Annotated in this window: 18 protein-coding genes; 12 read left to right on the forward strand and 6 right to left on the reverse strand. The window is 71.2% G+C overall.

Translation table 11 applies throughout. From position 1 onward, the window contains the following. The first annotated feature begins 4 nt into the window (after positions 1-4). The 7 genes from ACGFH8_RS08175 to ACGFH8_RS08205 are packed head-to-tail and all read left to right on the forward strand — an operon-like array spanning position 5 to position 8,963. Positions 5-490, forward strand: coding sequence for an FHA domain-containing protein (locus ACGFH8_RS08175; protein ID WP_393365173.1), 486 nt, complete (start codon positions 5-7; stop codon positions 488-490). Continuing rightward, on the forward strand, positions 487-1,950 hold the full coding sequence (locus ACGFH8_RS08180) for a PP2C family protein-serine/threonine phosphatase (protein ID WP_393365175.1): 1,464 nt from the start codon (positions 487-489) through the stop codon (positions 1,948-1,950). The genes ACGFH8_RS08175 and ACGFH8_RS08180 overlap by 4 nt, the downstream gene beginning before the upstream one ends. 30 nt (positions 1,951-1,980) lie before the next feature. After that, positions 1,981-3,471 (forward strand): FtsW/RodA/SpoVE family cell cycle protein, encoded by a 1,491-nt coding sequence (locus ACGFH8_RS08185; RefSeq protein ID WP_393365177.1) that lies wholly within the window; start codon positions 1,981-1,983, stop codon positions 3,469-3,471. Next, positions 3,468-4,973 (forward strand): peptidoglycan D,D-transpeptidase FtsI family protein, encoded by a 1,506-nt coding sequence (locus tag ACGFH8_RS08190; protein ID WP_393365179.1) that lies wholly within the window; start codon positions 3,468-3,470, stop codon positions 4,971-4,973. Before ACGFH8_RS08185 ends, ACGFH8_RS08190 begins: the two co-directional genes overlap by 4 nt. 1 nt (position 4,974) lies before the next feature. Continuing rightward, on the forward strand, positions 4,975-6,396 hold the full coding sequence (locus ACGFH8_RS08195; protein WP_393365181.1) for a protein kinase: 1,422 nt from the start codon (positions 4,975-4,977) through the stop codon (positions 6,394-6,396). Continuing rightward, entirely contained in the window at positions 6,393-8,210 is a 1,818-nt protein-coding gene (pknB, locus tag ACGFH8_RS08200) for a Stk1 family PASTA domain-containing Ser/Thr kinase (RefSeq protein WP_393365182.1), read from the forward strand. Before ACGFH8_RS08195 ends, pknB begins: the two co-directional genes overlap by 4 nt. Before the next feature lie 9 nt (positions 8,211-8,219). Beyond that, positions 8,220-8,963, forward strand: a complete 744-nt coding sequence (locus ACGFH8_RS08205) for a vancomycin high temperature exclusion protein (protein WP_393365184.1) — start codon at positions 8,220-8,222, stop codon at positions 8,961-8,963. A 43-nt stretch (positions 8,964-9,006) separates the two neighbouring features. On the opposite strand, the gene ACGFH8_RS08210 is transcribed toward ACGFH8_RS08205, so the two are convergent. Genes ACGFH8_RS08210 through ACGFH8_RS08225 form a run of 4 tightly spaced genes read right to left on the reverse strand, consistent with a single transcriptional unit; the run spans position 9,007 to position 12,278 of the window. Continuing rightward, entirely contained in the window at positions 9,007-9,657 is a 651-nt protein-coding gene (locus ACGFH8_RS08210; protein WP_393365185.1) for an aminodeoxychorismate/anthranilate synthase component II, read from the reverse strand. Positions 9,658-9,659: 2 nt separating this feature from the next. Beyond that, complete coding sequence (locus ACGFH8_RS08215) at positions 9,660-9,932, reverse strand: hypothetical protein (protein ID WP_393365186.1); 273 nt, start codon at positions 9,930-9,932, stop codon at positions 9,660-9,662. 4 nt (positions 9,933-9,936) lie between these two features. Then, on the reverse strand, positions 9,937-11,481 hold the full coding sequence (locus tag ACGFH8_RS08220) for a class E sortase (RefSeq protein ID WP_393365188.1): 1,545 nt from the start codon (positions 11,479-11,481) through the stop codon (positions 9,937-9,939). Further along, positions 11,478-12,278, reverse strand: a complete 801-nt coding sequence (locus ACGFH8_RS08225) for a DUF881 domain-containing protein (RefSeq protein WP_393365189.1) — start codon at positions 12,276-12,278, stop codon at positions 11,478-11,480. The genes ACGFH8_RS08220 and ACGFH8_RS08225 overlap by 4 nt, the downstream gene beginning before the upstream one ends. A gap of 221 nt (positions 12,279-12,499) precedes the next feature. On the opposite strand from ACGFH8_RS08225, the gene ACGFH8_RS08230 reads away from it, so the two are divergent. Together ACGFH8_RS08230 and ACGFH8_RS08235 are read left to right on the forward strand one after the other, a co-directional pair. Next, complete coding sequence (locus tag ACGFH8_RS08230; protein WP_357243225.1) at positions 12,500-12,763, forward strand: cell division protein CrgA; 264 nt, start codon at positions 12,500-12,502, stop codon at positions 12,761-12,763. A 209-nt stretch (positions 12,764-12,972) separates the two neighbouring features. Next, positions 12,973-15,171, forward strand: a complete 2,199-nt coding sequence (locus tag ACGFH8_RS08235; RefSeq protein ID WP_393367018.1) for a (Fe-S)-binding protein — start codon at positions 12,973-12,975, stop codon at positions 15,169-15,171. A 68-nt stretch (positions 15,172-15,239) separates the two neighbouring features. Here the strand turns inward: ACGFH8_RS08235 and ACGFH8_RS08240 are convergent, their stop codons facing one another. After that, the gene (locus tag ACGFH8_RS08240) at positions 15,240-15,926 is read right to left on the reverse strand and encodes a GPP34 family phosphoprotein (protein ID WP_393365191.1); all 687 of its coding nucleotides are present in this window, start codon (positions 15,924-15,926) and stop codon (positions 15,240-15,242) included. Positions 15,927-16,039: 113 nt separating this feature from the next. On the opposite strand from ACGFH8_RS08240, the gene ACGFH8_RS08245 reads away from it, so the two are divergent. From ACGFH8_RS08245 to ACGFH8_RS08255, 3 genes are all read left to right on the forward strand, one after another. Continuing rightward, the gene (locus ACGFH8_RS08245; RefSeq protein WP_393365193.1) at positions 16,040-17,362 is read left to right on the forward strand and encodes a hemolysin family protein; all 1,323 of its coding nucleotides are present in this window, start codon (positions 16,040-16,042) and stop codon (positions 17,360-17,362) included. Further along, positions 17,355-18,356 (forward strand): hemolysin family protein, encoded by a 1,002-nt coding sequence (locus ACGFH8_RS08250; protein ID WP_393365195.1) that lies wholly within the window; start codon positions 17,355-17,357, stop codon positions 18,354-18,356. Before ACGFH8_RS08245 ends, ACGFH8_RS08250 begins: the two co-directional genes overlap by 8 nt. A 167-nt stretch (positions 18,357-18,523) precedes the next feature. After that, complete coding sequence (locus tag ACGFH8_RS08255) at positions 18,524-19,534, forward strand: NlpC/P60 family protein (RefSeq protein ID WP_393365197.1); 1,011 nt, start codon at positions 18,524-18,526, stop codon at positions 19,532-19,534. A 55-nt stretch (positions 19,535-19,589) separates the two neighbouring features. Here the strand turns inward: ACGFH8_RS08255 and ACGFH8_RS08260 are convergent, their stop codons facing one another. Beyond that, entirely contained in the window at positions 19,590-21,566 is a 1,977-nt protein-coding gene (locus tag ACGFH8_RS08260; protein ID WP_393365199.1) for an N-acetylmuramoyl-L-alanine amidase, read from the reverse strand. Positions 21,567-21,737: the final 171 nt, after the last annotated feature.

A 21,737-nucleotide genomic window follows, 5' to 3' on the forward strand; every position in this document is an offset into this window, starting at 1 on the left:
CGCCTTGCCGGAACTGGTCATCACCGTTGCCCGGTTCGGATTCCTGATCCTGCTGTGGATCTTCGTTTTCACGGTGGTGGGCGTGATTCGCCGCGATCTCTTCGCGGGCGCCCGCTCCGGTCGTCTGGTGGCCGCGCCACGCGCGGTCGGCGCCTCGACGGGGCAGGCGGCGAAGCCGGCGAAGGCGAAACGGGGCAGGGCGGCGCACCAGCTGGTAGTGACAGCCGGTCAGCTGGCCGGCACCAAAATCACTCTGGGTGACGCGCAGATCACAATTGGTCGAGCCGAGGACTCCACCCTGGTCATCACCGACGACTATGCCTCCGCGCGACACGCCCGGCTCTTGGCGCGTGACGGGCAGTGGTACGTCGAGGACCTCGGCTCGACTAACGGCACGTACCTTGATCGCGCTAAGGTCACCGGACCAACCCCCGTCCCCCTCGGCGTGCCGATCCGGATCGGCCGCACTTCCCTCGAATTACGGCCATGACTCTGACCCTGCGCTATGCGGCCCACAGCGACCGCGGTCTGATCCGAGACGGTAATCAAGACTCCGTCTACGCCGGGCCGCGGCTACTCGCCGTTGCCGACGGCATGGGCGGCATGGCCGCCGGTGACGTCGCCAGCAACATCGTCATCGGTGCCATGGCGCCGCTCGACGAGGACGTCCCAGGGGACGCTCTCGTCGACGCGTTGCGTTCGGCCGTGGGCACCGCCAACCAACAACTCCGCGACACGGTGGACGCCAACCCGCAGTTGGAGGGGATGGGCACCACGCTGACGGCGACCCTCTTCACCGGCAGCAAGCTGGGGATGGTCCACATCGGCGACTCGCGGGCCTACCTGCTCCGCAACGGCGACTTCGCGCAGATCACCAAGGACGACACGTACGTCCAGATGCTCGTCGACGAGGGCCGGATCAGCGCCGAGGAGGCGAGTAGCCACCCGCAGCGGTCGCTACTCACCCGGGCCCTCGACGGCCGGGACATCGACCCGGAATACTCGGTGCGCCAGGTGCTGCCCGGCGACCGGTACCTGATCTGCAGCGACGGCCTGTCGGGTGTGGTCAGCGCCGAGACCATCGGTGAGACCCTGCGGGAATACACCGACCCGCAGCAGTGCGTCGAGCGGCTGGTGCAGCTCGCGCTGCGCGGCGGCGGACCGGACAACATCACCGTGATCATCGCCGATGCCACGGACCAGGACATCGTCGAGGCGAGCCCGATCGTCGGCGGTGCCGCCGCCCGCGACCGGGGGATGGCGACCTCCGCGGACAACTCGACTCCGGCCGCCCGTGCCTCGGCGCTCGCCGCGCCGCGTCCAGCCGTGCCCGAGGAGCCAGCGGCCTCGGACGACGAACCGGACCGGCCGAAGCGCCGCCCGGTGCGGACCGCCGCCATGGCGGCGGCCCTACTGGTGATCGTCGGTGGCGGCGCCTTCGGGGGCTGGACGTACACCCAGCGGCAGTACTACGTGGGTGCCACCGAGGAGGGCCAGGTCGCCGTCTTCCGTGGCGTCCAGGGTGAGATCGCCGGGATGGACCTCTCCACCGTGCACCGCCGCAGCGGCACCCGGCTCGACGACCTCACGGTCGCGGCGCAGGACACCGTCCGGGTCGGCATCCGAGCCAAGAGCGAGCCGGACGCCGAACGCCAGCTCGCCGAGCTGACGAGCGACACCCCGAGCAACCCCAACCTGAAGCCGCTCTGCCCGCTCGATCCGACCGCACCGACGGGTGGCACGCCGACACCCGCCGATTCCTCGCCGAGCCCGAACGGCAGCCCGAGCATCATCGCGTCGCCGACCTCCAACGGGGTTGTCGGCGCGAGCCCGACAGTCGCTAACACCGCCGCTGTCGGTGCGACCGGTTCGTCCACCACGCCCGACAACACGCCCTCCGACTCGGCCACGCCGGCGCTCGACCCGGCCGCCTGCCGATCTCCTGAGTGAGCGTCGGCTGAGATCCCGAGGATTCCACCTGTGACCGTAGCGGCCACACCGGCACCCTCGCCCGCCACCGCGGGCGAGCAGTCCGGCGTACGCCTGGCGCGGTCGCGCCGCAACGCCGAGCTGTCCCTTCTGCTGCTCGCCATGGCGTTGGTGGCCGCGTACGGGGCGACCGTCGAGGCGAACCTGCTGGACACCGTCACCCCGGACTTCTGGATGCCCGCCGCCGCGCTCGGGGCGGTCTTCCTCGGTCTGCACCTGGTCATCCGATTCCTCGCCCCGTTCGCCGATCCGGCGTTGTTGCCGGCGGTGGCCCTGCTCAACGGGCTCGGGGTGGGCTTCCTCCGCCGGATCGACCTGGGCGACGCCCCGGTGGCCGAGCGGGAGAGTCTGGCCATCTTCGCGGGGCAGGGCGGGCGCCAGTTGGCCTGGACGCTCGGTGCGGTGATCCTCGCCGCCAGCCTGCTCGCCATCATGCGCGACCACCGGTCGATCTCGCGGTACGCGTACACCCTGGGGTTGGCCGGCATCGTGCTGGTGATGCTCCCGGCGGTGCTGCCGGCGAGCATCTCCGAGAGAAACGGCGCGAAGCTCTGGATCGATCTCGGCAGCTTCTCCATCCAGCCGGGTGAGTTCGCCAAGCTGGCGCTGCTGGTCTTCTTCGCCTACTACCTGGTCCGCAAGCGCGAGGTGCTCTCGCTGGCGAGCCGGCGCTTCCTCGGCATCGATTTCCCGCGCGGGCGCGACCTCGGCCCGGTGGTCGGCGTCTGGCTGGTCAGCCTCCTGGTGCTCGTGTTCGAGAAGGATCTCGGCACGTCGCTGTTGTACTTCGGCATGTTCGTGGTGACGCTCTACATCGCCACCGAACGGGTCAGCTGGCTGCTGATCGGTCTCGTCCTCTTCTTCGGTGGGGCCTACCTCGCCTACGTCCTCGGCTCGACGGTCGGCGGCCCGTTCGCCAACTTCTACGTCCGAGCGGAGATCTGGCTCGACCCGTTCGCCGACCCGACCGACAAGGGCTACCAGCTCGTCCAGGGCCTGCTCGCCCTGGGCACGGGTGGGCTCTTCGGCGCCGGGCCGGGCGGCGGTCAGCCGGACATCCTGCCCGAGGTGCAGAACGACTTCATCTTCGCCGGCATGGGCGAGGAGCTCGGCCTCTTCGGTCTCTCCGCCCTGCTTGTCGTCTACCTGTTGATCGTGGAGCGTGGGCTGCGGGCCGCGCTCGCGGTCCGGGACTCGTTCGGCAAGCTCCTCGCCGGCGGTCTGGCGTTCACTCTCGGCCTCCAGGTCTTCGTGATCGTCGGCGGGATCAGCAAGCTCATTCCGTTGACCGGTCAGACCACCCCGTTCCTGTCCGCCGGTGGCTCGTCGTTGATGGCCAACTGGTTGCTCATCGCGGTGCTGTTGCGGGTCTCCGACGGCGCCCGTCGGCCGGTCGGCGGGAGCGCCAGCAAGGCCGCCCGACCCACCGGTGGTGCCCCGGAGCAGCTGCACGGTGCTCCCACGGAGGTGATCAAGCCGTGAACGCACCACTGCGCCGCGTCGGCGTCGTCGTCATGGTCCTGTTCGGCCTGCTCTTCGCCAACCTCAACTGGGTGCAGTTCCAGAAGGCCGACGAGTACCGCACCAGCGACTACAACGGCCGCGTCCAGGTGGCCGACTACAAGCGCAAGCGCGGCAACATCGAGGCTGGCGGCACGGCCCTGGCCACCAGCAAGGAGACCACCGGCAAGCTGAAGTTCCAGCGCACCTACCCGGGCGGTGCGGAGTACGCCCACGTGCTCGGCTACAAGCCGGTCAGCCTGGCCGACAAGGGCATCGAGCAGGTGGAGAACGACTTCCTGGCCGGCACCAGCGACCAGCTGATCGGCGACCGGATCAAGGACATGTTCACCGGCGACGAGAGCGGTGGCGGCAACGTGCTGCTCAGCCTCTCCAAGAAGGCCCAGGACGCGGCGTACAACCAGCTGCGCAACAACCAGGTGGGGGCGAAGCGGGGCGCGGCCATCGCCATCGACCCGCGTACCGGGGCGGTGCAGGCGCTTGTCTCCATGCCCAGCTTCGACCCGAACCCACTGGCCAGCCACACCGACAAGGAGGCGGCCGCGGCGTTCAACAAGCTGGATCAGGACCCGGCTGGCCCCCTGAAGAACCGGGCGCTCAGCGAGACACTGCCGCCGGGCTCCACGTTCAAGATCGTGGTCGCCGCGGCGGCGCTGGAGAACGGCGTCAGCAAGAGCACCCAGATCCCGGCCAGCGCCAGCTACACGCCGCCCACCTCCGGCACCCCGATCCGCAACGCCGATCCGTCGATCTGCCCGCAGGCGAAGGTCACCCTGCTGGACGCGGTCACCTATTCGTGCAACACCGGCTTCGCGCAACTCGGCGTGCGGCTCGGCGCCGACACGATCAAGGAGAAGGCCCGGCAGTTCGGTTTCGAGCAGGAGGACCTCACCGTCGGTCACCTCGGCGAGGACGGTCTGCCCACGGCGGCCAGCCGGACCGGGGACATCCAGAACCCGGACGGCAGCACCGACCAGGCCGCACTGGCCCAGTCCTCGATCGGCCAGAACAACGTCCGGATGACTCCGCTCGAAGGCGCCATGATCGCCAGCGCGATCGCCAACAACGGCAGCCAGATGCGGCCGTACCTGGTGCAGCAGCTGCTCGCTCCGGACCGGACGACAAGCTACTTCACCGCGAAGCCGCGGGAGCTGCGTCAGCCCGTCGAGCCGCAGGTCGCCGCCGACCTGCGCGAGATGATGGTCAGCGTCGTGCAGAACGGCACCGGACGGAAGGCCGCGGTCAGCGGTTACACGGTCGGTGGCAAGACCGGCACCGCGCAGTCCGCGCCGGACCGGCCCGACCACGGCTGGTTCATCGGCTTCGCGCTGGACAAGAACGGCACCCCGATCTCCGCGGTCTGCGTGATGCTCGAGCAGGCCGGTCCCGGCGGCAGCGGCGAGGCGGCGCGGATCGCCGGCCAGATCATCAAGGCCGCCATCGCCGACCCCGGGGGTCGCTGACATGCTCAGCCCCGGCGTCCAGCTCGGCAACCGCTACCGCCTCGACGAGCGGATCGCCAGCGGCGGCATGGGCGACGTCTGGCGCGGCACCGACCAGGTGCTCGGGCGGACGGTCGCGGTCAAGAGCCTGCTCCCCGCCCTGCTCGACGACCCGGACTTCGGCGAGCGGTTCCGTGGCGAGGCCCGCACCATGGCCACGATCAACCATCCCGGCGTGGTGGACGTCTACGACTTCGGCAATGACCAGCAGATCGCCTTCCTGGTCATGGAGTACATCGAGGGCGACGCCCTGTCGTCCACGCTGAGCCGGGTCGGCCGGCTCACCCCGGCCCGGACGATGGCACTGGTCGCGCAGGCCGCGGACGCGTTGCACGCGGCGCACGAGAAGGGCATCGTGCACCGCGACGTGAAGCCGGGCAACCTGCTGGTCCGGCCCAACGGCACGCTCGTGCTCACCGACTTCGGCATCGCCCGCTCCGACCTGGTCGGCCAGCTCACCGCCGCTGGTTCGGTGCTCGGCACCGCCTCGTACATCTCACCCGAGCAGGCCACCGGCGGCGTGGCCACCCCGGCCTCGGATGTGTACGCGCTCGGCGTGGTCGCCTACCAGTGTCTTGCCGGGCGGCGTCCGTTCGAGGGCGACAACCCGCTCGACATCGCGATGCGGCACGTGCGGGAGACGCCCCGGCCGCTGCCCGCCGACATCCCCCCGCAGGTCCGTTCGGTGGTGGAACGGGCGTTGGCCAAGGACCCGGCCGCCCGCTGGCCGAGCGCCGCCGCTCTCGCCGGGGTCGCCCGTCAACTCAAGGCCGCGCTCTCCCAGCAGGCCAGGGCCGGTGGCAACCCCGGGCCGGTCTCCGCGGCGCCGGCCTCGCCGGCCGCGCCCGGTCGGGCCCAGGTGCCGCAGGCGCACCAGATGCGCCCGCCGGCTGCCCGCCCGCCGGCTGCCCGTCCCCCGGCCGCCGGGCCGCGGCCGACAACCGTCGCGCCGGCCCAGCAGCCGCGCCCCACCGCCGTCGCGCCGTCCGTCCCGTCCGCCCGGCCGCCGGCCGCACCGAACGGATACCCGCGCGGTGCCGCGGCGGTGCCATCGGCACCGCCCCGACAGCAGCAACCGGCGGCGTACGCCCGGCAGGCCGTGCCGTCGGCGCCGTCCCCCGAGCCCCGGCGGTCCCGGCCCGGCCTGGTGCTCCTCGCCATCTTGCTGGCCGTGCTGGTCCTGCTCTGCTCCGGCGTGATTTCCTACAACCTGAAGCAGTCGCAGGCCGGTGAACCCGTCGGCACGAGTGCGGGCACCACGCCGGCCGGCGCGCTGCGACTCGACGGACGCGACGATCCGACCCAGACGTCGTACCGTCGGGAGATACGACTCCAGCCGGGCGACGGCGGGACGACGACGAGCGAAGGACGACAGACGCGATGACAGCGCAGGCCCGCCTGCTCGGTGGCAGGTATCAGGTCGGCGAGCTGCTCGGCTACGGCGGCATGGCCGAGGTGCACCGCGGTCGCGATCTCCGGCTCGGTCGGGATGTCGCGATCAAGATGCTTCGGACCGACCTGGCCCGGGACGCGACGTTCCAGATGCGGTTCCGCCGCGAGGCACAGAACGCCGCCTCGCTCAACCACCCGGCCATCGTGGCGGTCTACGACACCGGCGAGGAGACCGCGCCGACCGGCGAGACACTGCCGTTCATCGTGATGGAGTTCGTCAACGGTCGGACGTTGAAGGAGGTCCTCGGCGCCGAGGGCCGGCTGCAGCCGCGCCGGGCGCTGGAGATCTGCGCCGACATGTGCGCCGCGCTGGAGTTCAGCCACCGGCACGGCATCATCCACCGGGACATCAAGCCCGGCAACGTGATGCTCACCCAGACCGGCCAGGTCAAGGTGATGGACTTCGGCATCGCCCGCGCGTTGGCCAGCGGCGCGACCACCATGACGCAGACCAGCGCGGTGATCGGCACGGCGCAGTACCTGTCCCCGGAGCAGGCGCGCGGCGAGGCCGTCGACGCCCGCTCCGATGTGTACGCCGCCGGCTGCGTGCTCTTCGAGCTGGTCTGTGGGCACCCGCCGTTCGTCGGGGACAGCCCGGTGAGCGTCGCCTACCAGCACGTACGGGAGACGCCGCCGACGCCGAGCGACATCAACCCGGACGTCACCCCGGCGGTCGACGCGATCGTGTTGAAGGCGCTGTCGAAGAACCCGCTCAACCGCTACCAGAGCGCCGGCGAGATGCGGGCCGACCTGCTCCGCGCCGCCGCCGGTCGGCCCGTGTTGGCCACTCCGGTGCTGCGCGAGGCGGAGACGGTGGCGATGGCCCCGGCCGGCGGCCGGGGCGGTTACCCGGCTCCCGCCGGTGGGCCGCAGACCGGGCAGATGGCCCGGGTGGGCGATCCGCGCCAGCGCAAGGCGTCCTCCTGGCTGATCGCGACGTTCAGCGCGGTCGGCGTGCTGGCGGTTGTCGCACTTGTCGCTGCCCTGCTCTGGAACCAGCAGCAGGAGAAGGCCAACAAGGTGGTGCCGAGCCTCGTCGGCAAGAGCCAGGCGGTCGCGTTCACCGCGATCCAGGACGCCAAACTCCAGCCGAAGCTGGGTGAACCGGTCCTGGACAACAACTGCACGAAGAACACGGTCGCCAAGCAGGATCCGCCGCCGAACACCAAGCTGAAGCAGTCCGAGACGGTGACCATCCAGCTCTGCGGCGGCAAGCCCGACGTGAAGATCCCTCCGAATCTGGTCAACTCCCAGTACGAGCTGGTCAAGTCCCAGCTCGAGGGCCAGGGGTTGGACGTCCAGGACAAGCAGGTGGAAAACGCGGCGACGAAGGGCACCGTGCTCAAGTTGACTCCCCCGTCGGGGACCACCGTCCCGCAGGGCAGCACGGTGATCGTCGACGTCTCCAGGGGCAACGTCGGCAAGGTACCGAATGTCGTCAATTCCACGAAGGACGAGGCCGCCCAGGAGCTTCGCGAGGCGGGTTACAACGTCGAGTTCCGCGATGGTGACGAGGTGTCGGCGGACCAGGTCGGTCGGGTCCAGAAGCAGAGTCCGAACGCGGGCACCTCACTGGCCAAGGACAAGACCGTGACCCTCGAGATCGGTGTCCCGGAGAAGGTCGTCACCCCGCCGCCGTCCGGCACGCCGACCAGCACGCCGTCGGTCACGCCGACCACGCCCGGCGGCGGCGGCGGCGTCGGCCTGCCGTTCCCGCCCCCGCCGAGCCGGCTCCCCGAGGACTAGGCCCTAGGCGTGTCCGAAGCCCCGGGCCGGCCGGCGGCCAGCCCGGGCGGCGGCACGAGTGACGCCGACGTGTCCGGCGTCGCTTCGGTGGTGAGTCCGCGTCCTCGACGCCGCCGACGCGTGGCCGTCCTGGGAGTCGCCGCGCTGCTGCTCGCCAGTCTTCCGTGGCTGTGGACGACGCTCGCCGCCCGCGACCACGTGTACGCCGAGGCCGACGCGCCAGCCGCCGACGTGGTGATCGTCCTCGGCACCGCCGTGGCACCCGATCGGCAACGGCCCGGTGAACGGCTCGCCGGCCGCCTGGAGACCGCCGCCGAGTTGGTGACCAGCGGGCGGGCAAAGGTCGTGCTCGTGTCGGGCGACGGGGGTGGCACGTCGGGAGACGAGCCCGCGGTGATGACGGCGTATCTCACCGAACTCGGCGTCGACGCGCGTCGCGTGGTGGCCGACCCGTTCGGCCTGGACACGTACGACAGTTGCGCCCGGGCGCGCGAGGTGTACGGCGTCGAGCGGGCCCTGGTCGTGACCCAGTCCTTCCACCTGTCCCGGGCGGTGACGCTGTGCCGGCATCTCGGCCTCGACGTCGACGGGGTCACCGCACGGTGCGACGAGTGCGGCCCGTTGCTGCTCGCCGAGAAGTCGGTCCGGGACTACCTCGCCAGCGGCAAGGCGGCGTGGGACGTGGTGCTTGGTCGCCCGCCGGCGGTCCGCTCGCCCGCGGATCCGGCGGTGCGGAACGCGCTGCGCGGCTGATCCGGCCAGCGTGGCGTCGTGGGCCCGGTGATCGAGCGGCGTCTCAGGTGGTGACGAAGGCCGACCGGCGGCGGGCGTCGACCTCGGCGGCCAGTGCGGGCGCGCGCTCCAACGCCTCCCGGTGACCGCAGCCGGCCAGCCAGTTGGCGAGCATCAGGTGGCCGCCCTCGGTGAGCACGGACTCCGGGTGGAACTGGACGCCCTCGATGGGAAGGGTCCGGTGCCGCATCGCCATCACCACGCCGGAGCCGGTCCAGCCGGTGACCTCCAGCTCGTCCGGGAGTGTGTCGGGCAGCACGGCGAGCGAGTGGTACCGGGTGGCGGTGAACGGGTCGGGCAGGCCGGCGAGTACGCCCACCGACTGGTGCCGTACCTCGGAGGTCTTGCCGTGCAGCAGCTCGGGTGCGCGCGTCACGGTCGCCCCGAACGCCTCGCCGATCGCCTGGTGACCGAGGCAGACGCCGAAGATCGGCAGCTCGCCCGCGTACTGCCGGATGACGTCCAGGCAGATGCCGGCCCGGTCGGGGCTGCCCGGCCCCGGGGAGAGCAGGATGCCGGCCGCGCCCACCCTGCCCACCTCGGCGACGTCGATCTCGTCGTTGCGGCGGACCTCGCAGGTCACGCCGAGCTGGCCGAGGTATTGCACGAGGTTGAAGACGAACGAGTCGTAGTTGTCGATCACCAGGATGCGCATGGTCACCTACTCGGGGAGGGCGGCGCGGGGTTGTTCTGGTCGGTGTCGTACGGCAGGTCGTGCTCGTCGCCGGCCGGGGCGTCGCCGGTCGCCGGGCCGACGTCGCCCGAGTCCGCGGGGGACTCGACCTGCACGTCGTCGAAGGGCAGCAGGGGTTCGGCCCAGGGGAAGGCGACATACCAGAGCAGGGCCACCGTGGCGGCCACCAGCAGTACCGAGCCGATCAGCTTTCCGGCCACGCCGAAGGGCAGTTTGCGCCAGATGAACGCGTACATCGGGTCAGCCCCCCAGCTCCGCCGGGCGGCCCGCCGACTTGGGTTGGGTGCGGTCCAGCTCCGCGTGGATGATCAGCCGCTGGTAGTTGTCCCACTTGGGGTTGCAGGTGGTCAGGGTGAGCATCCGCTTGGTCGGTTTCTTGTTCGGCTCGCCGGGCACCGGTGCCACCACCTCGACCTGGGTGGGTCGGACGATCCGCGACTGCGACACCAGGTAGACGTACCAGTCGGTCTTGCTCTCGACCACGATGGCGTCGCCCTCGCCCAACTCGTCCAGCCGCCAGAAGGTGGCCCGGTTACGGTGCCCGGCGACGGAGAAGTTGCCCACCTGGCCGGGCATCGCGCTCGTCGGGTAGTGGCCCGGGGCGTAGCGGATGTCCTCCTGGGTGACGCCCTCGACCACCACCAGGTTCTTGTCGATCTTCGGGATGTAGAGGCCGGCGAGCGGTTTGCCGCGTACCGGGGGCGACGGTTTGACGCTCGGGCCGGCCGACGGAGCGACAGTCGGGTCGTCGGTCGGGCCCCACTGCTGGGTCAGTGCCTTGTTGAGGTCGTTCTGGTGGGCATCGACGATGGCCGACTTGCCCCACACCTCGTAGCCGGCGAAGAGCAGCACCACCAGGCCGAAGGTGATCAGGATTTCGCCTGTGACACGGACGCCGGTGCGGATTCGGGAGCCGAGCGACGGGCGGGTGAGCTCGGAGTAGACGCTCTTGTAGCCCTCGCCGGTCTGGTGCGGCCGGAGTTGGACCACCCGCTCGCCGCGCCGGGGCCGGGGCGGCTCACCGGGGTTGTCGCCGCCGCCGGTCGGCTCCTGAGGGCCTCCTGTGCGGGGGACGGCACCCATCAGCGCTGTCGAGTCCATTGTCGGTGGGCGGGTGGCGGGGGTGCCGGGCACGGCGGGGATCAACGCGGTGGCGGCCGGGTCGGCGCCACGATCCGGACCGGCGGCGGCGCCACGATCCGGCCCGGCGGCGGGAGCACGGCCCGGCGCGGTCGGTGGCACACGGCCCGGCGCGGTGGGCGGGACACCTGTCGGCCCGGTCGGCGGGACACCTGTCGGCCCGGCGGAGGAGGAGGCATCCGGGCCGGGCGCGGACGGAGCGACCGGGGAGCCGGTCGGGCGCGGGGGCCGGGCGGCGATCTGGGGGATGAGCGCGGTCGGTGAGTCGGCAACCGGTGGGGTCGGGGTGTCGACCGGGGCAGCGGGTCGTAGCGGGCTCGGGGTGGGCGCGGCCGGTCGGCCGGGCGCCGGTGGACCGTCGGACCCTGCGTGCGGGCTCGGTCGGGGGACGGCGCTGCCTGGCCACGGCGGGGGTGCGTCGACGCCTCGCGGGCCGGGGGTCGGGTCGGTCGGGCGGGGAGGCTCGGGCGTGGCCGGCGGGCGCGGGGCGCGGGGCCGGGCGGGCAGCGTCGGCTCGGGCCAGTTGCCGGCCGTGGTCGGCCGGTCCGGCGCCGGCTCGGGCCGGTCGACCTTGGGCAGGAATGCGGTCGGATCGTCGGTCTGGTTACGGTGCCGCCCGTCGCGACGCTCGTCCGGCGTGCTCATTTAGGCACCGTGGCCGAGCGTAGGGCCGTCGAGTCCTCGAACGCGGGGACTCGCACCGTGCCTGCCGTCTCCTTGTAGCCGAGCTGGTAGTCGTCGACCGCGTCCTTGAACCACTGGACTCCCTGAGAGCTGGCGAGTGCCTGCTGAAGGGCAGCGGGGTCGCCGATCGCCACGATCTTGAACGGTGGGGAGTACACCCGGCCATGGAGCAGCAGGGTGTTACCGACGCAGCGTACCGCGCTGGTTGCGAGCACGCGGACGTTCATGATTGAGATGGCCTCGGCTCCACCGGCCCAGAGCGCGTTGACCACTGCCTGCACATCCGCCTGGTGCACCACCAGGTCGTCGTTGTCGGCGTCCGACTGGGTCTGGTCGAGCTGCGGCGCGTCGTTCAGCTCGACCGTGACCCCGGGCCCGCCGAGGGCGGTGAACCCGGCGGCCTGGAGGCTGCCCTGGGCGCGATCCTGCTGATCCTTGATCGGGGCGTCCGAGCCGGCCAGCGTGTTGGTCCGTTGTTGGACCTCGTCGCGGAGTGTGGCGGCCCGGCGTTCGCTCGCCGCCACCTGCTCGCGTCGGTCCTCGATGAGCTGGTTGAGCTGCGGCCGTCGGTCCTCACGCAGCGCGGTGCCGCCAGCGGTGGTCGCGGTGGTGGTGAAGAGCAGCCCCGCCGCGGCGGCGATCAGGGGCACACCGATCGACCAGCCAGGTCGGCGTTGACGCGGTCGCCGGGGCAGCAGCCCGGCGGCGGCCCGTCGGAGGACCTTCTGCCAGGAGGTTGCGCCGGATGTGTACTCCACCGAGCGTTCCTTCCGCGTGTCGGGGGTCGGTCCGCGCCGGCTGGGCCGGTGATGCGAACAGTCCCGCCTTTTTCGGTCACTCCGTGCACCGGCCTGACCCCATTCATGGTCCGGACGGGCAATCGGGACTACGCTAGCTGTCGAACATTATTGGCCATGGACCGTCGCCCCCGCGCCCGGTTGTCAGGCCGGACGAGGTCGTCACCCCTCTGGAGAGCGTCGTGCCCAAGTCTCAGGTCCGCAAGAAGAAGGTGTACACCCCGCCGACGGACGTCCGTCCGACGACGGCGGCGTCGACGCGCAAGCCTAGCCCGGTGTGGTTGCCGGCCACCGCGGTCGCCTTGATCGTCGTCGGAATCGGCTGGCTGGTGCTCTATTACCTGTCGGAGCAGGAGTACCCGGTCGCGGCGTGGGGTTACTGGAACCTCGCGGTCGGCTTCGGCGCGATGGTCGCCTCGCTGGGGTTGCTCTCCCGCTGGCGCTGAGCCGGCTTCGGGGCCGTCGCGTCGGCGGTTCCGCGTCACCCCACCGTGCCCCTGCCCGGCAGGATCGGGTGGGGCCCCCTATGGTGTCCGCAGGCAGCGCGGCCTACTGCGAGATGACTCACGTTACTGCTGGGTAACCTTCGCGTAGGCTGCACTGCATGACCGAGCGAAGCGAGGTCATCAGGCAGCAGACCGGGGAGGCCAACTCGATGGGCAGCGTCCAGATCGTCACCACGATCCTCGCGGCCGCCATCACCGCCGTGGCGGTGTGGCTTGCGGTGCGTGCGGTCCTGAAGATGGTGGCAGTCATCCGGCTCGGGCAGCCCGCGCCGGAACGGTTCACCGACAAGGTCGCTCGCGCCAGGACCATGCTCGTGGAGACCGCCGGCCACACCCGGATGCTCAAGTGGGGCGTGGTGGGCGCCGCGCACTGGTTCGTGATGGTCGGCTTCGTCGTGCTGTCGCTGCTGGTGCTCGAGGCGTACTTCGAGGTGGTCACCACCGACGGTGGCCTCCCGGTCATCGGGCACTGGACGATCTTCGGCCTGGTCACCGAGATCATCGGGGTGTTGGGCCTGGTCGGCATCGTGGTGCTGATGGCGATCCGGCTGCGTAACCGGCCGACCCGGCCGGGCGGGCGGTCCCGGTTCACCGGCTCGACCATGTGGCAGGGCTACTTCGTCGAGTGGATCGTGCTGCTGGTCCTGATCTTCGGGTTCGTGATCCGGGGATTCAAGGTCGCCACGGACCACTTCGAGTTCCCGTTCTGGGCCACCCCGGTCAGTCACGCCGTCGGTGCGGTGCTGCCCGACTGGGCGGACGGGGTCAGCGTCGCCGCGGCCATCAAGATCATCATTTCGATGACCTGGCTGATCGTCATCTCGCTGAACGTCACGATGGGTGTCGCCTGGCACCGCTTCCTGGCGTTCCCCAACATCTTCTTCAAGCGCGAGCCGGCCAGGCCGGCCGGCTCCGGCCTCGGCGCGCTGCGCCCGATGACGAGCCAGGGCAAGCCGCTCGACTTCGAGGAGGCCGACCCGGAGAAGGACCAGTTCGGCGTCGCCCAGGTCGAGCAGTTCAGCTGGAAGGGCCTACTGGACTTCAGCACCTGCACCGAGTGCGGCCGCTGCCAGTCGCAGTGCCCGGCCTGGAACACCGGCAAGCCGCTGTCGCCCAAGCTGCTCATCCTGAGCCTGCGCGACCACGCGTACGCCAAGGCGCCCTACCTGCTGGCCGGCGGCGGCAAGGACCTGACCGGCGAGGAGAAGGCCACCCAGGCGCAGCTCGCGCACCTGGACGTGCTGGCCCTCGCCGAGGCCGACAAGCCGTTGATCGGCACCGCCGAGGAGGGCGGTGTCATCGACCCGGACGTGCTCTGGTCCTGCACCACCTGCGGCGCCTGCGTCGAGCAGTGCCCGGTGGACATCGAGCACGTGGACCACATCGTCGACATGCGCCGCTACCAGGTGCTCATCGAGTCGAGCTTCCCCTCCGAGGCCGGCGTGATGCTGCGCAACCTGGAGAACAAGGGCAACCCGTGGGGCGCGCCGCAGAACACCCGCGAGGACTGGACGAAGGGCCTCGACTTCGAGGTGCCCCGGGTCGGCGAGGTGGACGACTTCGAGTACCTGTTCTGGGTCGGCTGTGCCGGTGCGTTCGAGGACCGGGCCAAGAAGACCACCCGCGCGGTGGCCACGCTGCTCAACGAGGCGGGCGTGTCGTTCGCGATCCTGGGTGAGGGCGAAACCTGCTCGGGCGACCCGGCGCGGCGGATCGGCAACGAGTTCGTCTTCCAGATGCTCGCCCAGCAGAACGTGGAGACGCTGAACGAGGCGTTCGAGGGCCGCGAGAAGGCCAAGCGCAAGATCGTCGCGACCTGCCCGCACTGCTTCAACACCCTGGGCAACGAGTACGGCCAGCTCGGCGGCGAGTTCGAGGTGGTCCACCACACCCAACTGCTCGCGCACCTGGTCGCCACCGGCAAGCTCACGCCGGTGCAGCCGGTCGACGGCGGCGTCACCTACCACGACCCCTGCTACCTCGGCCGGCACAACCGGATCTTCGCGGCCCCCCGGGAGGTTCTCGGTGACGCCATCGCCGGCGAGCTGACCGAGATGCCGCGCAACAGCGAGCGTTCCTTCTGCTGCGGCGCCGGCGGCGCCCGGATGTGGATGGAAGAGAAGATCGGCAAGCGGATCAACGTGGACCGGGTCGAGGAGGCCATGGCCACCGGGACGAAGACCGTCGCGGTCGGCTGCCCGTTCTGCTCGACGATGCTCAACGACGGGGTCAACGGCAAGGGCGCCGGCGAGCAGGTCGAGGTCATCGACGTGGCGAGCGTGCTGCTCCGATCGGTCAAGCCGGAGCAGCCACAGGGCGGCAAGCAGACGGCGCCGGTCGGCGGCTGAGGCGCGCGTACCCCCGAAGGATCCTGGACGGCGGTGGCACCTCCTGGGGTGCCACCGCCGTCGCGTGGTCAGGCCCCGGCTGCGGTGGCTCCCGCGATCGCGGCGGCGGTGGCGGCCGTGGTGGCTGTCAGGAGGGCGGCCTGGGTCTGCTCGATCGCCCGGCGGGTGGCGGCCGACCCCCAGTCGCCCGCGCCGATCTCGTCGAGCCGGCGCTCCACCCGCTGCCGGGGCAGGTCGCCGAAGAGCGTGCGGTGCAGCCGGACGGCGCGGGTGAGACCGAGCAGCGCGGCGGTCCGCGGCGGCACCGGGCCGTCGCCGACGATCGCGGCCCACATCCGCTGCCGGGCCTCGGTCTCCACCACCGGCTCGGTGCCGGTCGGCGAGGGATAGCGGGTACGCGGGACCACCCAGAACACCCGGTCGGACTCGCGGCGCAGCACACCGGCGGCGACCAGCCCGTCCAGCACCCGCCTCGGCAGGTCCTTCGCGAGCCGGGTCACCCAGTCCTGGGGTTTGCGAAGCTTGCGCTCCCCGGCGATCCGCGCCAGGGCGTCGTCCAGCAGCGGCCGGCCCACCGGGGCCGGGTCGGTGACCACCAGCCGGTCGTCGACCAGCTCGACCCGGCCGGCGACGGCCAGGTCGAGGAGCAGGGCGCCGGCCAGACCGTGGTCCAGGCCGGGCCAGCCGAGCCGGTTGGTGCCCGCGTCGTCGTGGGCCAGCAGGGCCAGTTCATCGGCGAGCGTCAGTGCATCCATGCCTTCCACGCTAACTCCGTCCGACCACCCCGCCCGGGGGCGTGCCCCGTGGACGCGGGGCGGCCCGTGCAAGAATCTCGCCGAGGTGAGGCGACATCGACGGCCTGCTCTTGATGACGCTGTTGCCCCTGGTCGGTTTCGCTGCGCTGACCGCGGGCAACGCGTTCTTCGTGGCGGCCGAGTTCGCCCTGGTCACGGTCGACCGTGCGGAGATCGACAGGCGGGCCGCCGCCGGCGACCAGGCCGCCCTGACGGTACGCGCGGCGCTGCGCGACCTGTCCTTCCAGCTCTCCGGCGCGCAGCTCGGCATCACCATCACCGCTCTGCTCACCGGTTACCTGGCCGAGCCGGCCCTGGCGCGGCTCTTCACCCCGCTGCTGCGGCCGGTGGCCGGGGAGAGCACCGAGCGGTTCACCCCGTTCCTGGCGTTGGCCCTGGCCACGCTGCTCTCCATGCTCTTCGGTGAGTTGGTGCCGAAGAACGCGGCGCTGGCCCGGCCCATGCCGGCGGCGCTGGCCACGGCCGGTCCGATGCACACCTTCTCCCGCACGTTCGGCTGGCTGATCCGGGGGTTGAACGGCTCCGCGAACCGGCTGGTCCGGGCGCTCGGTGTCGAGCCGCAGGAGGAGCTGGCCAGTGCCCGCTCGCCGGAGGAGCTGGGCCTGCTGGCGGCCATCTCGGCTCGGGCCGGCGCGCTGCCGACCGACACCGCGATGCTGCTGCGCCGGACCATCCGCTTCGGCGACAAACGGGCCGCCGAGGCGATGACGCCCCGGGTGGACGTGGTCGCGCTGCGCGCCACGGCCACCGTTGCCGAGCTGCTCGAGCAGTCCCGGCAGACCGGGCGGACCCGGTTCCCGGTGTACGAGGAGACCCTGGACCTGGTGACGGGTGTGGCGGGGGTGCCCGACGCGCTGGGCGTGCCGCTCGCCGACCGGGCGTCGACGATTGTCGGCTCGGTGGCCCGGGAGCCGGTGTACGTGCCGGAGAGCCTCAACCTGGACGGCGTGCTGGCCGCGTTGAAGGCGGCCGGTGCCGACCTGGCCATCGTGGTCGACGAGTACGGCGGCACGGACGGCGTGGTGACGATCGAGGACCTCGTCGAGGAGCTGGTCGGGGAGATCGCCGACGAGTTCGACCCGGCGAGTGTGGACGACGCCGACCCGGTCGAGTTGACCGTGCCGGGCGGTGAGCGCACCGTGCTCGTCGACGGCGTGCTCCGCTCCGACGAGGTGGCCGAGCAGACCGGCTTCCGGCTGCCCGAGGGGCCCTACGAGACGTTGGCCGGCTTCCTGATGGCCCAGCTCGGGCACATCCCGCTGGCCGGCGAGACGGTCGAGGCGGACGGCTGGGAGTTCACGGTGGTCGAGGTGGAACGGCACCGGATCGAGCAGGTCCGGGTGGTACGCCCGGCGGAACCGGACGACGATGACTGAGCTGCTGGTGACCGTCCTGCTGCTGCTCGGCAACGGGTTCTTCGTGGGCAGTGAGTTCGCGCTCATCGCGTCCCGCCGGACGGTGATCGAGCCGCTGGCCGCCGGGTCGAAGCGCGCCCGGTGGGCGTTCTCGGCGATGAACCAGATCCCGCTGATGATCGCTGGCGCGCAGCTCGGCATCACGGTCTGCTCGCTGGGCCTGGGCGCGATCGCCGAGCCGGCGTTGGCGCACCTGCTGGAGCCGCCGTTCCACGCGGCCGGCCTGCCCGAGCGGGCGGTGCACCCGGTGGCCTTCGTGTTGGCCCTGGGTGTGGTGGTCTTCCTGCACACGGTCGTCGGGGAGATGGTGCCGAAGAACATCACGCTCGCCGGTCCGGAGGTCTCCGCACTCTGGCTCGGCCCGGCGATGCTGGCGTTCTGTGTGGCCACCAAGCCGCTGCTGCTGGCCATGAAGTGGGCGGCGCGCCGGGTGCTCGCGATCTGGCGGATCGAGGCGTCCGAGGCGGTCAAGACGGTGTTCACCGCCGAGGAGTTGGCCGGGCTCGTCTCGCAGGCGCGCACCGAGGGGTTGCTCGACGAGGAGCAGCATGTCCGGATCACCGGCGCCCTGGCCCTGCACAGCCGCACGGCGGCGGACGCCCTGCAGCCGTGGTCGACGGTGGTGACGGTGGCCGAGGACGTCTCACCGGCGTCGCTGGAGGTGTTGGCGACCCGGACCGGCCGGTCCCGGTTCCCGGTGGTGCAGCGGTCGACCCGTCGGGTGCTCGGCTTCGTGCACGTCAAGGACGTGCTGGGGTACGCCGGGCAGGGTCGCCGGTCGCCGGTGCCGGCCCAGGTCTACCGGCCGCTGGCGGTGGTGCCGCCGGAGCGTACGCTGGCGGACCTGCTGCTGGCCATGCGCCGGGAACGGCGGCACATGGTGCTGGTGAGCGACGGCCGGCGCCCGCTCGGTGTGGTCACTCTTGATGATGTATTGACGGCAATCGTTGGTTGATCCGCCAATACCCTTTGTGTGCAAGCGGTTGCACGACAGTGACGGTTACTCCACTCGCCTTGATTACCGCCCCGCGCTTCCCTAATGTGGGGCACCGACCGCTGTGGGTCGTCTGCCTCGGCCCTTCCCTCACGCGAGGCGCCCGGCGGTCGGTTGCAAAGGAGTCGGTGCCGGTGGCAACCATGCCCCCTCATCGTCACGACCTGTCTGCGTCTGCTCGGCCGGGTGGTCTGCGCCGGGCTGGTCACCGTCTGCTCGTCCTGGTCGCCGCCGCGGTGGTCGGCGCGGGCCTGCTTACCGCCCCGGCGCACGCCGCGCCGACGGTCGACGAGATCGAGGCGCAGATCGACAAGAAGTGGGAGCAGTTGGAGCCCACTATCGAGCAGTACAACAAGGTCAGGGCGCAGCTGAAGGTCAACCGGCAGAAGTCGGTGAACCTGCAGAAGAAGATCGAGCCGCTGGCGTTGCAGAGCGAGTTGGCGCTCAACCGGGTCGGCGATCTCGCCTCCCGCTACTACATCTCGGGCCCGTCGCACGACATTGGCGCGCTGTTGGTCAGCGCCAAGCCGGACACGCTCACCGAGCAGCTCACCATTCTCGACCGCTTGGCCGCGCAGGAGCGCAAGGAGGTCGAGGGCGTCCTCGCCGTGCGGGACAAGTACGACGGCGAGAAGCAGAAGCTGGATGCCCTGATCGTCACCCAGACCAAGCAGCAGAACGAGCTGGCGGCCAAGAAGAAGCAGATCGACGCCGAGATCAAGCAGCTTGAGGCGTCGATGCCGAAGACCACGGTCAAGACCGCCGGCTGCCCGACCATCAACGGTGTGGTTTCCGTGGCCGCCCAGAAGGCGATCAAGACCGCCTGCCAACAGGTCGGCGATCCGTACGTCTGGGGCGCCGTCGGCCCGAACTCGTTCGACTGCTCGGGGCTGACCCAGTACGCCTACAAGTCGGCCGGGATCTCCCTGACCCACCACACCGGAGACCAGTGGAACGAGGGCAAGGCCGTGGCGCGAGCCGAGGCCCGTGCCGGTGACCTGGTCTTCTTCTACTCCGGCCTGAGTCATGTCGGGCTGTATCTGGGTAACAACCAGATGGTGCACGCACCACGTGCCGGTAAACCGGTGCAGGTGTCCAGCATCAACACCATGCCCGTCGCCGGGTTCCGCAGACCCTGATCCACACCGTTCGACACGACGGCCCCCGGTCACCGACCGGGGGCCGTCGCCGTTGTCAGCGGGGTGCGCCCACCGGGGACGGCAGGAGCAGTACGTCGGCCAGGTCGACGTACATGATGCGATGGCCGAACTGGATCTGCGCGTACCGGTTCTTGCCCCGGATCACCGTCCAGTCGCCGGGCGAGGAGCCGTCGACGGTGCTGGCCCGGTAGTACTCGCCCGGCAGCACCGCGCCGACGGCGTACCGCTGCCCGGCGGCCAGGGTGTACTGCAGTGGCGAGATCGTCTGGTAGGGCACGCCGGCCGGATAGGCCGCCTGTTCCGGGTATGCCCGCCCGTACACCGGAATGGTGGCCCGGCCGGGCTTCGGGGTGGCCACCACACCGACGGTCCAACTGGCGGTGGGCCTGGACGCCGGGTTGTGGAACCAGGCCCGTTGCCCGAGGTACCAGATCGCCGTCCAGTCACCCTGCCGGCCGGCCAGCGCGTACGTCTGACCGGCGGAGGCGCGGGCGCCGTGATCCGACACCTCCATGGTGTTCGGGGTGCCGTCGGGGCGGAGCGCGATGTCGTTCACCAGTGGCGCGTCCGCGGCCGGCGCGGAGCGAAGCACCACCGCCGAGGAGCCGCGTGGCGCACACGGGACGCCGACGGTGACGCAGCCGACGAACGCCGGCTGGTTGGTGGCGAAGTCCGGGTCGATCCGGACCAGACCGGTGGACGGGGTGCCGGTGTCCAGGCGGGGCGCGTGCAGCAGCTCGAAGTAGTGGGTCCAGTCCCAGTACGGACCGGTGTCCCAGTGCATCCCACGGACGTTCGCGGCGACGGTGCCGGGCACGTTGTCGTGGCCGATGATGTGCTGGCGGTCCAGCGGGACGCCCAGCCGCAGCGCGAGGTGCCGGACCAGCTTCGCCGAGGTCCGGTACATCGCCTCGGTGTACCAGGTGCCCTGCGCGGCGTAGCCCTCGTGCTCCAGCCCGACCGCCTTGGCGTTGACGTACCAGTTGCCGGCGTGCCAGGCGACATCCTTGGTCCGGACGTGCTGGGCGACGTGCCCGTCCACCGAGCGCAGCGTGTAGTGCCAGCTCACGTACGTCGGATCCTGCACGAGCCGCAGGGTGGTGGCCCAGCTCCCCTCGGTGTCGTGGATGACGATGTACTCGATCTTCTGCCGGGCGGGACGGTCGGACAGGTCGTGGTTGCCGTAGTCACCGTCGCCGAACGCCGCGTAGGGCGCCGGGATCCACTCGCAGGAGATGGTGCGGGGGCATTCCAGGCCGTCCGGGCGGTCGAGCCGGCGCAGACCCAGCCGGTCCAGCCAGGAGCGCTGCGGGCGGATCGCGCGGGCCGGCAGCGTGATCCGCTGGCCGTCGTCGGTCACCCGCGACGCGCCGGCGCCGATGGTGGTGAAGACCTCGTCGGCGAAGGCCGCCGCGGCGTCCGCGCTGTCCGCGCCGGTGTAGCGGGCCACCGCGCCGTACCAGGTGGCCGGGTCGGTGCCGGCACCGACCGGGGCGCCCAACTCCCGCTGGTACGAGGCCAGGAGTGCGGCCCCGCCCCGGATGTTGACGTCGGCGTCGGTGCGCAGCGCGTCGGGAGTCGCGCCGGTCAGCGCGGCGGCGGCATCCACGGTCTGCGACGCGGCGGCGGGTGGCGCCGGGTCCTGGGCCGTCCGGGGTACAGGTGCCAGCGTGGTACGGGAGTCGTCGCCGCGCGGGTCCTCGGTGCCGGTGTCGTGGTGACCACGCACGGGCAGAGCGGTCACGTGTCGGGCGTCGGTCAGGTGCATGGGGCCGTAGCCGCCGCTGGTGCTGGGTGTGCCGGCGTTGCTGTCCCAGCGGGACTCCAGGTAGGAGACGCCGAGCAGCACGTCGGTCGGTACGCCGTACTCGGCGGCCGCGGCGGCGTACCGCTGCTGGCGGTCGACGGTGGGTGCGGCGGCGTGGGCGGGTGCTCCGACCGCGGTCGCGGCGGCGAGCACGGCGACGGCGAGCAGCGCACGCCGGCCGGGCAGCAGGGTTGGATGGCGCATCGAACCCCCTAGATTTCGCGGGTGTGGATGACGCCACCCTCGCGCCGGCCGGGAGTCCGCGTCAATACCTTTCCATGTGTCGACCTGCCAGGAAATAAATCTTCACGTACGGTTCGGTGATCCTCTCCGATCGGTACGGAGTGTCACGGCCGCACGGGTTGCGGAGCGGTA

The sequence above is a fragment of the Micromonospora sp. NPDC049175 genome (genome assembly GCF_043197345.1).
Taxonomy (GTDB): Bacteria; Actinomycetota; Actinomycetes; order Mycobacteriales; family Micromonosporaceae; genus Micromonospora.

Coding starts and splice junctions, on each gene's coding strand:
- ACGFH8_RS08195 (WP_393365181.1), top strand. CDS start 4,975: ATGCTCAGCCCCGGCGTCCAGCTCGGCAACCGCTACCGCCTCGACGAG.
- ACGFH8_RS08235 (WP_393367018.1), top strand. CDS start 12,973: ATGGGCAGCGTCCAGATCGTCACCACGATCCTCGCGGCCGCCATCACC.
- ACGFH8_RS08250 (WP_393365195.1), top strand. CDS start 17,355: ATGACTGAGCTGCTGGTGACCGTCCTGCTGCTGCTCGGCAACGGGTTC.
- ACGFH8_RS08245 (WP_393365193.1), top strand. CDS start 16,040: ATGACGCTGTTGCCCCTGGTCGGTTTCGCTGCGCTGACCGCGGGCAAC.
- ACGFH8_RS08260 (WP_393365199.1), bottom strand. CDS start 21,566: ATGCGCCATCCAACCCTGCTGCCCGGCCGGCGTGCGCTGCTCGCCGTC.
- ACGFH8_RS08240 (WP_393365191.1), bottom strand. CDS start 15,926: ATGGATGCACTGACGCTCGCCGATGAACTGGCCCTGCTGGCCCACGAC.
- pknB (WP_393365182.1), top strand. CDS start 6,393: ATGACAGCGCAGGCCCGCCTGCTCGGTGGCAGGTATCAGGTCGGCGAG.
- ACGFH8_RS08210 (WP_393365185.1), bottom strand. CDS start 9,657: ATGCGCATCCTGGTGATCGACAACTACGACTCGTTCGTCTTCAACCTC.
- ACGFH8_RS08215 (WP_393365186.1), bottom strand. CDS start 9,932: ATGTACGCGTTCATCTGGCGCAAACTGCCCTTCGGCGTGGCCGGAAAG.
- ACGFH8_RS08180 (WP_393365175.1), top strand. CDS start 487: ATGACTCTGACCCTGCGCTATGCGGCCCACAGCGACCGCGGTCTGATC.
- ACGFH8_RS08220 (WP_393365188.1), bottom strand. CDS start 11,481: ATGAGCACGCCGGACGAGCGTCGCGACGGGCGGCACCGTAACCAGACC.